11 protein-coding genes are annotated in these 13,576 nt (G+C 50.9%); 4 read left to right on the plus strand and 7 right to left on the minus strand.

Annotated features, from left to right (window positions below; genetic code table 11):
• Positions 1-117 precede the first annotated feature (117 nt).
• The 3 genes from EPD17_RS08805 to EPD17_RS08815 all read right to left on the minus strand — a co-directional run bounded on the left by EPD17_RS08805 (position 118) and on the right by EPD17_RS08815 (position 2,511).
• Positions 118-1,371 carry a pyridoxal phosphate-dependent aminotransferase gene (locus EPD17_RS08805; RefSeq protein ID WP_132053506.1) on the minus strand — a complete coding sequence of 418 codons (1,254 nt, stop codon included), beginning with the start codon at positions 1,369-1,371 and terminating at the stop codon, positions 118-120.
• Between the two features lie 191 nt (positions 1,372-1,562).
• On the minus strand, positions 1,563-1,991 hold the full coding sequence (locus EPD17_RS08810) for a DUF1573 domain-containing protein (protein WP_132053508.1): 429 nt from the start codon (positions 1,989-1,991) through the stop codon (positions 1,563-1,565).
• Between the two features lie 58 nt (positions 1,992-2,049).
• Positions 2,050-2,511 (minus strand): DUF1573 domain-containing protein, encoded by a 462-nt coding sequence (locus tag EPD17_RS08815; protein ID WP_165929573.1) that lies wholly within the window; start codon positions 2,509-2,511, stop codon positions 2,050-2,052.
• 105 nt (positions 2,512-2,616) lie between these two features.
• Between EPD17_RS08815 and EPD17_RS08820 the strand changes: the two genes are divergently transcribed.
• The 3 genes from EPD17_RS08820 to EPD17_RS08830 all read left to right on the plus strand — a co-directional run bounded on the left by EPD17_RS08820 (position 2,617) and on the right by EPD17_RS08830 (position 6,539).
• Complete coding sequence (locus EPD17_RS08820) at positions 2,617-5,001, plus strand: alpha-ketoacid dehydrogenase subunit alpha/beta (protein ID WP_132053512.1); 2,385 nt, start codon at positions 2,617-2,619, stop codon at positions 4,999-5,001.
• A 114-nt stretch (positions 5,002-5,115) separates the two neighbouring features.
• On the plus strand, positions 5,116-5,739 hold the full coding sequence (locus tag EPD17_RS08825) for a trimeric intracellular cation channel family protein (RefSeq protein ID WP_132053514.1): 624 nt from the start codon (positions 5,116-5,118) through the stop codon (positions 5,737-5,739).
• Positions 5,736-6,539 (plus strand): PhzF family phenazine biosynthesis protein, encoded by an 804-nt coding sequence (locus EPD17_RS08830; protein ID WP_132053516.1) that lies wholly within the window; start codon positions 5,736-5,738, stop codon positions 6,537-6,539. The genes EPD17_RS08825 and EPD17_RS08830 overlap by 4 nt, the downstream gene beginning before the upstream one ends.
• Positions 6,540-6,586: 47 nt before the next feature.
• On the opposite strand, the gene EPD17_RS08835 is transcribed toward EPD17_RS08830, so the two are convergent.
• The 4 genes from EPD17_RS08835 to EPD17_RS08850 form a co-directional block, all read right to left on the minus strand.
• A complete protein-coding gene (locus tag EPD17_RS08835) occupies positions 6,587-8,794 on the minus strand; it encodes a hypothetical protein (RefSeq protein WP_132053518.1) in 2,208 nt (735 codons plus the stop codon).
• 356 nt (positions 8,795-9,150) lie between these two features.
• Positions 9,151-9,609: a thiol-disulfide oxidoreductase DCC family protein gene (locus EPD17_RS08840; protein ID WP_204743382.1), complete on the minus strand. Its 459-nt coding sequence runs from the start codon at positions 9,607-9,609 to the stop codon at positions 9,151-9,153.
• Between the two features lie 24 nt (positions 9,610-9,633).
• Positions 9,634-10,356 (minus strand): YebC/PmpR family DNA-binding transcriptional regulator, encoded by a 723-nt coding sequence (locus EPD17_RS08845; protein WP_114237443.1) that lies wholly within the window; start codon positions 10,354-10,356, stop codon positions 9,634-9,636.
• A 184-nt stretch (positions 10,357-10,540) separates the two neighbouring features.
• A complete protein-coding gene (locus EPD17_RS08850; RefSeq protein ID WP_114237442.1) occupies positions 10,541-12,082 on the minus strand; it encodes an amino acid permease in 1,542 nt (513 codons plus the stop codon).
• 152 nt (positions 12,083-12,234) lie between these two features.
• Between EPD17_RS08850 and EPD17_RS08855 the strand changes: the two genes are divergently transcribed.
• Positions 12,235-13,470, plus strand: coding sequence for a dicarboxylate/amino acid:cation symporter (locus tag EPD17_RS08855; RefSeq protein WP_132053521.1), 1,236 nt, complete (start codon positions 12,235-12,237; stop codon positions 13,468-13,470).
• The last annotated feature ends 106 nt before the right edge of the window (positions 13,471-13,576 follow it).

Raw genomic sequence — 13,576 nt, forward strand, 5'->3', positions numbered from 1 at the left:
CAGGACTTTTTTATTATTCTATGATTTCAAACTTTGAGGAAAAGCTTTCCCAAAAAAACAGTTCAATTATTTCCTAGCATTGTTTTGCAAAATGGCGCTCATCGTGATCGTAAATATTTATAAACCACCTGCATGATTTTTTAAGTCAATGGTCAGTTCCGAAGCAGTCGAAGTCAGCTCAATTCGTCCCGGGTACTGCGCCAGCGCTGCTTCCAGGCAATCCATTGCCGCACCAATATCCTGCAGGTTGAGCACATATGCCAGCCGCACTTCCTGTTTGCCCAGGCCCGGCGTGCTGTAAAAGCCGGTTGCAGGCGCCAGCATCACCGTTTGCCCGTTGTGCGCAAACGACTCCAGCAGCCACTGGCAAAAAAGATCCGCATCATCAATAGGCAGGCGGGCAATGGCATAAAAAGCGCCACCCGGCATTGGGCAGTACACACCCGGAATGGCATTGAGCCGCTGCACCAGCAGGTCGCGGCGGGCCTGGTATTCGGCGCGGGTTCCGTCAAAATAAGAATGGGGCAGGTCCACAGCCGCTTCGCCCATGATCTGGGCCAGCCCGGGCGGGCTCAGCCTTGCCTGTGCAAATTTCATTGCCGCGTCATAAATGCCTTTGTTTTTGGTAACCAACGCACCAATACGGGCACCGCAGGCACTATATCTTTTGGATATCGTATCAATCAGTACCACATGTTCGTCCATACCCGTCAGGTGCATGGCACTCACGTAAGCACCATCATAGCAAAACTCACGGTAAGCCTCATCCGAAAACAGGTACAGGTTGTATTTCAGGCAAAGCGTTTTCAGCGCTTCCATTTCTTCGCGGCTATACAGGTAACCGGTTGGGTTATTGGGGCTGCACACCATAATGGCGCGGGTTCGCGGCGTTACCAGCGGCTCAAATTGTTCAATAGGAGGCAGGGCAAACCCGGTTTCAATGTTGGCAGTAACCGGCACCACTTTTACGCCGGCAGCTACCGCAAACGAGTTGTAGTTGGCATAAAAAGGCTCCGGGATGATCACTTCATCGCCGGGATTGAGGCAAACAAAAAAGGCGAATAAAATCGCTTCGGAACCGCCGGTGGTCACCATGATCTGGTCGTGCGACACATTAATGCCCACGCCTTTGTAATACTGCACCAGCTTCCGGCGGTAGCTTTCGTTGCCGGCGCTATGGCTGTATTCCAGCACCCGGATGTCGGTAGCCTTTACCGCGTTGATAATGGCTGGCGGTGTTTCAATATCGGGCTGGCCAATATTGAGGTGGTATACTTTAGTGCCCCGTTTCTTTGCCGATTCGGCAAAGGGCACCAGTTTACGGATGGGCGATGCGGGCAACTCCTGCCCACGCTGGGAAATCGATAACATGCGCCAAAACTAAGGGAAATCAATGCGCAGCTAAAAAACTAGCTGCGCCCAAATGCTTAAAATTTTTGCGCAATGGCCTAATTGAACAGCGCTGTGCTGCTGGTGTTGCCCCAAAAAACAAGGTCCCTGCTTTTGGCAGGGACCCGTTTTTAAATATTATTCAAATACCATGTGATTGGCTATTCAAATTCTTAGCTTTTTTTAGCTGAAGTAGGCTTTTGTTTGGCAGCGGCTTCGTAGGCGCCTGGCTCCAATACTTCGCCGGTAATTTTGATCAGTTTAGGCTCTTCGATGCCGGCAAATTTGATGAACACATCTTTGGTAAACTGGCCCAATGCTGCAGCATTGTATTGCACTTTCACCTTGGTAATGGTGTTGGGCATGATGGGCTCTTTAGGCACTTCGGGAGTGGTGCAACCGCATGAACCCCAGGCATTTTCAATAACCAATGGCTTATCGCTGGTGTTTTTTACTTCCAGGTAAGTAGTTACCGGCACACCTTGTTTAATCTTGCCAAAATCGTGTTTTTCGGTATTTACCTTCATCACGTCGTCGGCTTTTTGCGCCATAGCTGTGGTGGTAACAATAAAGGCAGTAAGCAGCATCAGAAGCTTTTTCATGTAGTGTTTTTTTTGAGGGGATGAAAGGATTGCTATATTATAAAATGTTTGGGGAAAATTACTGACCCAGCTGTTTTTTCAAAAACAGCACCGATGCATTGGGCGGCGCTGACGTTACCGGGGTGCGCCACACTTCGCCTTTAATATGGAGCACCTGAGTGTCGTTGCCCGTTACTACGGTAATGGTTTTGTCAAATGGCCCTTCTGCCGCTGCATTGTAACCCACTTTAATTTGGGCAGTAGCACCCGGCGCTATGGCCTCGCGGCTCCACTCGGGTGTGGTGCATCCGCAGGCTGCCTGTACGTTGTCAATCTTTAGCGCCTGGCCAGTGGTGTTTACTACTGAAAAATTGTAGTACACCGGTTTGCCCTGTGGTATTTTGCCAAAATTAAATTCAGTTGCTGCAAAACGAAGCGCTGGGGTTATTGCCGTGGCCGTTTGCGCCTGCGCCCCAAAGCCGCACAGTAGCAAGGTTACAAGCCCCAACAGACCGATTTTTCGAAGCAGGCGTTTGCTCATGAAACCAAAATTAAGGCAAACTTCCATCAATTGCCAGGGCCGGCGATGATTTAGCTTTTTTTAACGACGAAAGCACCAAGCCGCCATTCCGCCTATTTTTGCCGCATGGAACATTCGATTGAGGCCACAGCGATTTCGTTGGAGCAGCTGTCATATGAAAATTTTCGCCAGGAAGTGCTGCACGACTACCGCTGGGTATGTATCAGCCGCGAAACCAGCCTGATCAGCCGCAAAGAGGTGCTGACCGGTAAAGCCAAGTTTGGCATTTTTGGCGACGGTAAAGAAGTGGCCCAGGTGGCCATGGCTAAATTTTTCCAGCCCGGCGATTTCCGCTCGGGGTACTACCGCGACCAGACCTTTATGTTTGCTGCGGGCCTGGCTACGGTGGAGCAGTTTTTTGCGCAGTTGTATGCCGACCCGAACGATCCGTTCAGCGCCGGCCGGCAAATGAATGCGCATTTTGCCACGCCATTTGTGGCACCTACCGGCGAATGGCTGGACCTGGCCAACCGCAAAAACGTTTCTGCAGATATATCTACCACTGCCGGCCAGATGGCCCGCGGGCTTGGGCTGGCGCTGGCCTCGAAATGTTTCCGGCAGGTGCCCGAACTCAGGCAGTTCGAGGAGCTGTCGCACAACGGCAACGAAGTGTGCTTTTGCACCATTGGCGATGCCTCCACCTCCGAAGGCCAGTTTTGGGAAACCGTAAATGCCGCCGGCGTGATGCAGGTGCCGCTGGCCATATTTGTATGGGACGATGGTTACGGCATTTCGGTTCCTAAAAAATACCAAACCACCAAAGGCTCCATATCTGAAGCGCTGGCTGGTTTCCAAAAAGAAGATGGAACTAATGGATTTCATATTTACCGCGTAAAGGGTTGGGATTATGCTGCCCTGTGCGAAGCGTTTGAAGAAGGCATCCGCCTGGCCCGCGAAACACACACACCGGTGCTGTTTCATGTGGAAGAGATCACGCAGCCGCAGGGCCATTCCACTTCGGGTAGCCATGAGCGTTATAAAGACAAAGACCGCCTTGCCTGGGAACGGGAATGGGACGGTTTGGTGAAAATGCGGGAATGGATCTTGGCCAATAACCTGGCCGAGGAAGGCGAACTGCTGGACCTGGAAAATGAAGTGAAAGAAGCCGTGCGGGACAGCAAGAACAAGGCATGGGAAGGTTTTTTACTGCCGGTAAAAAAACAAATGCGCCAGGCTATTGACCTGATGGAGCAAACCGCGGCAGCAGTGCCCGAAGTAGCGGCCCTGTTCAGCGGCCTGGTGAAAAAGCTGCTGCAGGTAAAAGACCCGATGCGCCGCGATATCATGGTAACGCTGCATGCAGCCGTTTCGGCCACCGAAGGCAAACCGGCCGCAGCAGAACTGGCTACGCTTTACAAAGACCTTAAGCAATCGAACGGCCGGTTGTATCACACGCATCTGTACCACGAAGGGCCGAAAAGCCCGTTACTGGAAAGGGGCAATAGCCTGCGTTTTGATGCCGATGCGCCCATCCTGAACGGCTACGAAATCTTGAACCGTTATTTCGACCAACTGTTTGCCAACAATCCCAAAATTGTGGCCTTTGGCGAAGACGTTGGACATATCGGCGATGTGAACCAGGGCTTTGCCGGTTTGCAGGCCAAATACGGCACCGGCCGCATTTTCGACACAGGCATTCGCGAACTCACCATTATGGGGCAGGGCGCCGGTTTGGCCATGCGTGGCCTGCGGCCCATTGCCGAAATACAATACCTCGATTACCTGCTGTACGGACTGCAGGAGCTGAGCGATGACGTAGCTACGCTGCATTACCGGTGCAACGGCCAGCAAAGCGTACCCATGATTGTGCGTACCCGTGGCCACCGCCTTGAAGGCATCTGGCACAGCGGATCGCCGATGGCTATGTTGCTGGGTTCGTTGCGGGGCATGCACCTGTGTGTGCCGCGCAATATGGTGCAGGCCGCGGGCATATACAACACGCTGCTGCGTGGCAACGACCCCGCCGTGGTTGTGGAATGCCTCAACGGCTACCGCCTGAAAGAGCGGCTGCCGGCCAACCTGGCCGAATACACCGTGCCACTAGGCGTGCCTGAAATTGTGCACGAAGGCTCCGACGTAACCATCGTATCGTATGGTTCTACACTGCGGGTGGTGCAGGAAGCGCTGCCACGGCTGGAGCAACGGGGCATCAGCTGCGAAGTAGTGGATGTGCAAACCCTGTTGCCGTTTGATGTCAATCATTTGATCCTGCAATCGCTGAAAAAAACCAACCGCATTCTTTTTGTAGATGAAGATGTGCCGGGCGGCGCCACTGCTTATATGTTCCAAAAAGTAATGGAAGAACAGGGTGGTTATCGCTGGCTGGATGTGGCGCCCAGAACGCTTTCGGCTAAAGCCCACCGGCCTGCCTACGGCTCCGATGGCGATTATTTCAGCAAACCCAACGCAGAGGAAATCGAAACTGTAATACGCCAGATGATGGCGGAGTAGGAGCGATGAGGGATGGTGGATGAAAGATGATGGTAAAATCAAGAATCTACTATCTACTGTCAACTATCAACTACCAACTCTCATCCACCATCTTTCATCCACCATCCCCTCACCATGTATCCCAGCCTACTCCACGTCATCGATATTCTGGGCACATTTGCTTTTGCGGTGTCGGGGGCATTTTCGGCTATGGAGCGCCGCTTCGATCCGTTTGGCGTGATCATCATTGCATTTGTAACCGCCATCGGCGGCGGCACCATGCGGGATCTGCTGGTGGGCAACACACCCGTTTCCTGGCTCACCAATGGCGGCACCATCATCGTTATTTTTACCGCGGCTGTTGCTACCATGTTGTTGGGGCCGCAATTGCGCCGGCTCGATCCGGCCCTTTTCCTGTTTGATGCCTTGGGCATTGGCCTCTTTACAATTGTAGGCGTGGAAGTGGGCCTTCGGCGTGGCTTTGGGCCTACGGTGTGCCTGGCGTTGGGCACCATGACGGCTTGTTTTGGTGGCGTGCTGCGCGATGTGATGTTGAACAAACTTCCCCTCATTTTCCACCGCGAAATTTATGCGCTGGCCTGCATCACCGGCGGTGCTTTATACCTGCTGTTGCAGCGAACACTCATTCCCACTGATGTAGCTAAAATCATCTGCATTGCATTGGTTATTGCCATCCGCATAATTGCCGTTCGTTTTGATATTGCATTGCCCAAATTTTATTTAAAAAAACAACCATGACCCTGCCTATTTACCAGGTCGATGCATTTGCCAGTAAAATATTCAAGGGCAATCCTGCCGCTGTGGTACCACTAAACGAGTGGATACCGGACAGCCTGATGCAGCAGATTGCCATGGAAAATAATTTAAGCGAAACGGTATTTTTTGTAAAAGATGCCGCAGCAAAAGACCAGTATCATATTCGCTGGTTTACCCCCGATTATGAAATTGATTTGTGCGGGCATGCAACGCTAGCCGCTGCATACATCATTAAAAAATTCCTGGAGCCGCAGGTTGCCGAATTAAATTTTACCACGCAAAAAGCCGGTCCGCTGCAAACCCTCATCAGCGGCGATGTATTCACGCTCAACTTCCCGGTGCGCATGCCGCAACCGACCGAAGTTCCGGATGGTTTGCTCGAAAGCATTGGCGTAGCCAAAGCCGTACAGGTGCTGCGTTCCCGCGATTATTGTGTGGTGTTGGAAAACGAAGCAGCAGTGTTGCAAGTAACGCCTGATTTCAATAAAATGAAAGCACTTGATTCGGCTGGTGTAATCGTTACGGCAAAGGGAAATCGCGCCGATGCGGTGAGCCGCTGTTTTTATCCCGGTGCCGGTGTGCCCGAAGATCCGGTTACCGGTTCGGCACATTGCAATATTGTGCCATACTGGGCCGCGCAACTGGGCAAGACGGATTTGGTTTGTCACCAATTATCGCAACGCGGCGGCGAGCTGCAATGCTCATTGAAAGATGATCGGGTGTATATGAGCGGCGAATGCGTCTTGTTTTTAAAAGGAGAAATTTACCTTGATGAACTTTAACCTGGATGCCTCAATAAAAATGGCCGGCAAATAGTTGCCGGCCATTTTTATAATTGCTTTGAATATACCAATTGCCCATCCTGGAAAAGAGCTACAACAACCGGTTGAAAATAATACGCTGCAGGCAGTTGCATAGCGGTTGCAGCGCCGGCAGCCACCATCGTTTTTTGCAGCAGCCTTCCCGATAAATCAAATATCCGCACTTCGGTTGGTGTGCCGTTTGCGGCAGTTTGCACCATCACGTTATTGCGGCTTTCGGTGCGCCATGCCTTTGGTGTATGCAGGCTTTCATGCAGCTTTACCACCGAACTCAATAGCGGTGCTAAGCCGGTTGCTTGGGCCACCACGCGGTAAAATCCCGGCGTTTGCCCGGCTTCTTCTTTAAACGTAAGCCTTGCTATGCCGGTAGCAGCAATGTGTTTGATGGTAGTAAAATGCACGCCGTTGGTGCTTTTCTGCACTTCGTAGCTCCAGTTGCCGGCAGCGTCGGGCCGGTTCCACCAAAGGCTGGTAGTGCCCGCAATCAACCGGCCTTCAAGCTGCATTGCCGCATTAAATAAAATGGCGAGGTCGAAGATGGCCGTATCCTTGCAGCCATTCCGTTTTTCGGTTACCACCAATTCATAAGTTTTGCCAAACAACGTATCCACTTTCGGGTTTTGTATGGTGGAGGTAAATCCATTCGGCCCGCTCCAGTTCCAAAGCAAACCTTGCGACGATCCAAACGGCGTTGGATAGTTGGATGCGGCAACATTGCCGCCCATTAATTGGTGATAGGGGTTGGGTGGAAAGGCATCAATGTGCGCCACGGGTTTATAATAATCGCCACTCACCACAATGGTATCCCGCTTCATCGGCGCACATGCCTGGAAGTTGGTGGCTTCTACAATGTAGGTACCGGCTTTGTTTACCGAAAATGTGGGCACATCGCTATCGCGTTGCAACGTATCGCCGGCAAGGTTAAACCAGCGGTAATAATTTCGTGCATCGGATTGCAGTTGAATGGTTCCCGATGTTTTGGCGCAGCTAAGTGTATCGGTTGTTGCGGTAAACGGCGACAGGTTTTTTACGGTAAAACTTTGCGGCCCCACAAAGTCGGAAAGGCTGGAGTTGAACTCGGCCGAGTTGCGCGACTTGATCAGGATGGTAGCATACGGCGATTTGCAAAATGATGTAACATATGCAAACGGATTCATCCCGAACCGTGAAAAGTTGAGCGCTACTTCCACAAACTGCAACTTGTCGTAGTGCTGGCCCCATGCTTTGGTAGTGGCATTGATGGTGCCCCACGGCGTTGAATAGGTACTGTCTGTAGTTGAGTTGTTGGAGATATAATTGGATACACCGCTGCCCCAATAGGAGCTACCTGAGTTGGAAAGTATTTGGGCATAACCTGCAGTGCCTATGCTGTTGAACTTGCTGCCAAATTTAAACGCATTGGGTTTAATGGTGCTGTAAGTATTGTTGCTCACCCAAATGCGAAAATCAATTTCCGGTGCTTTGCCGGCCGAATAAGTAACGGAGATAATGATGTCGCCGGTTTGAATTACGTTGCCGCTGTTGTCGAACCGCCATTCCGAATGACCTTCTGATGTGCCCGCCGATGTAAACCGTTTAGTTACCGGGTTGTAGGAAATGTTTTCGCGGTACACTTCTATATCAAAATACCGCGAACCGTTGGTGCCCACTGTTGCCACGCCTGCAAAAAACCAGGCCGAATCGGCTTGTGGCCGGGTGCCCGATGTACGCACATGCGTGTATACATCAATGATGTCGGTTTTGTCGCTCACCGGCGAAATGGTACCGATCCAGTTGTTAGGATTATCGCCGTTCTTACTGCCGGTAAAAGAAGTGAAATCATCGCCAATGGCGTTGTCCCTGAAGTACACGCCATCCACCCAAAACCGGTGACCAATAGGCGCTCCATTGGCATATGTTACGGGTAAAATAGAGTAAGGAGGCAGCGACATACGCTTGACAAACGAAGTATTGGGTTTGGCTTTTAGTTGAGCAGTCAGGGCGGCAGCACCGGTGGTGTCAATGACGCCGCGGCCACGGCCATTATAGCCCGGTAGTTTAAACCAGTCGTCGTGATGAAAAGTAGAATCGGGATGCAGTGCGCTGATCTTTTGAAAACCGGTACGCGTATCCGCATCCACACTGAAGTCAACGTAAGATGCACCGACCGAATCGAGTTGGGCACCAACCGACCACGACAGGCAGCAAAGAAATATAAGCGTAAACAGCCTTTTCATTTCATAGGATCATTGAGTGTATGCCAACGCAATTTTGTAGGATACGGACTGGCGTTGCTATACAGAAAATGCAGATCAAAATAAAAAAATAATGCGCAGGTTTTGTGGCTGCAACCGGTAAATGCTGCCTGCATGCAACAGCCGAATTGTGGAAAGTTTGAAATTCGTAAGCGCTGAACCATACGTCCCGTATGGGTTTCATGTGTTGGGTGCAATTAACGGCTGGCAACAATCAATTTTGCCGCAGTAAGATTTTCCCCGAACCGGCTGGTGGTAAAAACACTTATTGTAAAAAAGTAGAATTACGAGGGTCTGCACTGTTTTAATAAAAATAGAAGTGCTTGGGAGATTCTTTGTCAGGATAAAAAACGTGCCCTTACTTCCTTCGTTGGTACCATACACACCGCTTGTTTTCCAAACCACCGATACCGGTTGCGTGCAATAAAATCATACAGGCCATCGCGCCACCGAACGGGCAGCAGCGCACCCAATTTTGCCCACTGCCAGTACCAGGGCAGGTGGGGCACCACTTGCAATGCCGCACTTGATTTTTGATACACGTTTCCCGATTTGATCAATACAAAAGAACCAAATTGCTCGGTGGGTAAACCATATTGTTGCAGCAGGGCCTGGCCGGCGCCGCTTTGCAGCGGTGCAAAAAGCAGTTGTCCCGTTCTATCCTGCCGAATCAGGAAGTTGATGGCGCCGTTGCAGAAATTGCAAACGCCGTCGAACAATACAATGGGCCGTGCTGCGGAGTTCATAAAAGCGTGGTTGATGCCGGTAAATAAAATGCCGGAACAAAGGTCCGGCATTTTGAAAAGAATGTATTGAATCGATCAGGCGAGGTTGTGAAAAACCTTTTGCACGTCTTCGTCCTGTTCCAGTTTGTCGATCAACTTCAGCACATCCTGCGCCTGTTCTTCATTCAATTCTACTGTGGTGGATGGAATCCATTCCAGTTCGGCGCTGAGCGGCGTGAGCCCTTTTTCTTCCAATGCTTTTTGCATGTTGCCAAATTCGGTAAACGAGCAGCGCACTACCAGCACTTCTTCGCCGTTTTCACCGGTGCCTTCCCCCAGTTCTTCCAGGCCAAAATCAATCAGCTCCAGTTCCAGGTCTTCGGCGTTCAGGTCGGTGGGGTTGAGTTTGAACACACCCATTTTGGTAAACTGGAAAGCCACCGATCCGCTGTTGCCCAGTGTGCCGCCACCTTTGTTGAAAATCGATTTTACGTTGGCCACGGTACGCACATGGTTGTCGGTAGCGGTTTCTACCAGCACGGCCACGCCATGGGGCGCATATCCTTCGTACAGGATCTCGTCGTAGTTGGCCATGTCCTTTCCCTGTGCCCGTTTGATCGCGGCTTCCACGCGGTCTTTCGGCATGTTAACGGCCTTGCCGTTTTGCATGGCGCGGCGCAGGGCCGGGTTGGTAGCAGGGTCGGGGCCGCCGGCTTTCACGGCAATCACAATTTCTTTTCCTACACGGGTAAATTGTTTGGCCATCCGGTCCCACCGGGCAAACATGGTGCTTTTTCTTACTTCAAATATGCGACCCATAGAATGAGTTTGTAGTTTTTAGTTTGAGGGGGCGGCGGTTTACAAGTTCACGTGTTCACAAGTTCACAAGTTTTAAAACAACTCGTGAACCCGTGACCTTGTAAACTTTTTCAACCCGCACCGGGCCCGCAAAATTAGGCAGAACAGGGCAAGAAAAAACCGCCCGAAGGCGGTTTGGTTTTTTTTATAATGAACGTTTTTCAAAATCGTCGGCTGTAGGCAGCACATCCGCAAAGTTGCGGAGCTTGGAACGTTTGCGGCTGTAAGCAAAGTAAATGATCAAACCAATGATCATCCACACAAACGCGACGGTAAGCGTTTGGCGGTCCAGCGCAATGATCATACCGGTGCACACCAGCACACCCATGGTCGATACAAAGCCAACGGCCGGTGTACGGAACGGGCGTTTGATCTCGGGTTCTTTTTTGCGCAGCAGCCATACGCCGGCACTAACCAGCACAAAGGCAAACAGGGTTCCAAACGAAGTAAGGTCGCCGGCTACGTGGCCAGGTACAAAGGCTGCAAATGCACCTACAAAAACAAACAGGATCCAATTGGCCTTATAAGGTGTTTTGTATTTAGGGTGCAGGTCGCCAAATGCTTTGGGGATCAAGCCATCGTTACTCATGGTGTAAAAAATGCGGCTCTGGCCCATCAACATTACCAGGATCACCGAAGAGAAACCAGCAAGGATGGCAATGGTTACCGCAGTAGCCAGCCAGCCATAGCCCGGCATGTAAGTGGAAATTGCATACGCCACCGAAGCTTCGCGGCCTTTAACGGGATCTACAAAATCCTGCCAGGGCGAAACACCGGTCAATACGTGGCCAAACAAAATGTACAAAATGGTACAAACCGCCAGCGAGCCAAGGATGCCAATAGGCATGTCGCGGGCCGGGTTTTTGGCTTCCTGTGCCGCAGTGCTCACCGCATCAAAGCCAATAAAGGCAAAAAACACTATGGCCGCGCCACCGAGCACACCGCCCCAGCCGTGTTTGAACACACCGCTGTAATCGGCAATCACTTTGCCGGCGCTGTCGGTAAATGGTGCAGTGCCTTCCGGAATCATGTAAGGCGTGTGGTTGGCGGGGTTGATGAACTGCCAACCCACTGCGATAAACACCAGTACAATAGCCACTTTAATAAATACGATCACGGCATTTACCATGGCCGATTCCTGTGTGCCTTTGATGAGCAGCAGCGTAAGCAACAATAAGATGATGAGGGCAGGAGCATTGAGGATACCCTGGTGCAGCACACCGGCAGAGTCGGTGAAGCTTTCAAAAGGCGAGTGGCTCCATTCATATGGTATCGCCCCTCCCAATAGCGTATTTAAATATTCACTCCAGGCAATGGATACCGTAGCGGCACCCAGTGCATATTCCATAATAAGTGCCCAGCCAATGATCCAGGCAATAAGTTCGCCCATGGTAACATACGAATAGGCATATGCGCTGCCCGCAATCGGGATCATGGCTGCAAACTCGGCATAACAAAGTCCGGCAAATGCGCAACCAATAGCAGCGATCACAAACGACAAAGTTACCGCCGGACCGGCTGCCTGCCCGGCAGCAGCAGCGGTGCGCACAAACAAACCGGCGCCAATGATGGCGCCAATTCCCAGTGCAACCAGGTTGCCTGCACCGAGGGTACGTTTTAAGCCTTTTTCGTTGTCGGCGGCTTGCGCCAACATAGCCGGCAAAGACTTTTTAGCAAATAAACTCATATAAGCGTGTAAAATTTTAGGTGCGTAAAGTAATGATTAATTCTATTTCAGGTCCTAATCATTTATGGTGCGATATGGGTATGGTGCGGACAAAAAAATTTCCACCCACCCTTTTTTTTACCGATTTTCGGCCCTTTATCATTATCCACCACATGGGAAAAGGAAACAGGCTGACGATTTATATTTTGCTTTCAATGGTCCTTGGTTTTTTATTGGGACTGATGATTTTCAATACAACAACGCCTGAGTTCCGGGCCCAGTTTTCCAAAAACATCAAACTGCTCAGCACCATTTTTATCCGCCTGGTGCAAATGATCATTGCGCCGCTGGTATTCTCCACGTTGGTGGTAGGCATTGCCAAACTCGGCGACCTGAAAGCCGTGGGCAGGGTAGGTGGCAAAGCCATTTTGTGGTTTGTTACGGCATCGCTGGCATCGCTGCTGCTGGGCATGCTGCTGGTTAATTATTTCAAACCGGGCCAGTACATCGACCTGTCGCAATCCGACACTGCCGGCCTTTCCGACCTCATGTCGAAGCAACAGGGTTTTTCGCTGCAAAATTTTATCGAGCATGTTATCCCGCGGTCCCTGTTCGAGGCTATGGCAAACAACGAGATCCTGCAGTTGGTGGTATTTTCTATTTTCTTTGGCGTTGCTGCTGCCTCCATGGGCGACTTTGCAAAGCCAGTTATTAAAGCACTGGATGTTGCATCGCACATCATATTAAAAGTGGTGGGCTATGTAATGAATTTTGCACCCATTGGTGTGTTTGGTGCGCTGGCCGCGGTGGTGGCGGTAAACGGCACCCGAATTTTTAGTTTTTACATTATTTACTTTTTATATTTCCTTTTGGGCATTGCGCTGCTCTGGATACTGCTGCTGGGTGTAGGTTATCTTATTTTAGGAAGCAGAATGAAAACCCTGATGCAACGCATCAGCGGGCCGCTGCTCATCGCATTCAGCACCACATCGTCGGAAGCCGTGTTTCCAAAATTGACAGAAGAATTGGAGCGCTTTGGCTGCCGCGACCGCATCGTGGCGTTCATTCTTCCGCTGGGCTATTCGTTCAATCTCGATGGCAGTATGATGTATATGACCTTTGCATCGCTGGCCATTGCACAGGCGTACGGCATTGATTTGCCGTTAGCTACACAGTTAACCATGCTGCTGGTGCTGATGCTTACGAGTAAAGGCATTGCCGGTGTGCCCCGTGCATCGCTGGTGGTGGTGCTGGCTACCTGCGCCATGTTTAACATTCCGCCGGAAGGCGTTGCGCTAATTTTGCCCATCGATCATTTTTGCGACATGTTTCGCACCGCTACCAATGTAGTGGGCAACGCCCTGGCCACCTCCGTGGTGAGCAAGTGGGAAGGCGAACTGGAAAGCTAGAACGATTGACGAATTAAGATTTACGATTGTAGATTGTTGTTGCGTTTGAATGTGTCGGTGAAGCGATCAGGTTTTAAATAATCGTAATTCCAAAATCGTCAATCGT

The sequence above is a fragment of the Pseudocnuella soli genome (assembly GCF_004347775.1).
GTDB lineage: Bacteria > Bacteroidota > Bacteroidia > Chitinophagales > Chitinophagaceae > Flavisolibacter > Flavisolibacter aquaticus.

What these genes read in the sequence shown, in the direction of transcription:
- EPD17_RS08805 (WP_132053506.1), bottom strand. Translation starts at nt 1,371, where the DNA reads ATGTTATCGATTTCCCAGCGTGGGCAGGAGTTGCCCGCATCGCCCATC.
- EPD17_RS08810 (WP_132053508.1), bottom strand. Translation starts at nt 1,991, where the DNA reads ATGAAAAAGCTTCTGATGCTGCTTACTGCCTTTATTGTTACCACCACA.
- EPD17_RS08815 (WP_165929573.1), bottom strand. Translation starts at nt 2,511, where the DNA reads ATGAGCAAACGCCTGCTTCGAAAAATCGGTCTGTTGGGGCTTGTAACC.
- EPD17_RS08820 (WP_132053512.1), top strand. Translation starts at nt 2,617, where the DNA reads ATGGAACATTCGATTGAGGCCACAGCGATTTCGTTGGAGCAGCTGTCA.
- EPD17_RS08825 (WP_132053514.1), top strand. Translation starts at nt 5,116, where the DNA reads ATGTATCCCAGCCTACTCCACGTCATCGATATTCTGGGCACATTTGCT.
- EPD17_RS08830 (WP_132053516.1), top strand. Translation starts at nt 5,736, where the DNA reads ATGACCCTGCCTATTTACCAGGTCGATGCATTTGCCAGTAAAATATTC.
- EPD17_RS08835 (WP_132053518.1), bottom strand. Translation starts at nt 8,794, where the DNA reads ATGAAAAGGCTGTTTACGCTTATATTTCTTTGCTGCCTGTCGTGGTCG.
- EPD17_RS08840 (WP_204743382.1), bottom strand. Translation starts at nt 9,609, where the DNA reads ATGCCGGACCTTTGTTCCGGCATTTTATTTACCGGCATCAACCACGCT.
- EPD17_RS08845 (WP_114237443.1), bottom strand. Translation starts at nt 10,356, where the DNA reads ATGGGTCGCATATTTGAAGTAAGAAAAAGCACCATGTTTGCCCGGTGG.
- EPD17_RS08850 (WP_114237442.1), bottom strand. Translation starts at nt 12,082, where the DNA reads ATGAGTTTATTTGCTAAAAAGTCTTTGCCGGCTATGTTGGCGCAAGCC.
- EPD17_RS08855 (WP_132053521.1), top strand. Translation starts at nt 12,235, where the DNA reads ATGGGAAAAGGAAACAGGCTGACGATTTATATTTTGCTTTCAATGGTC.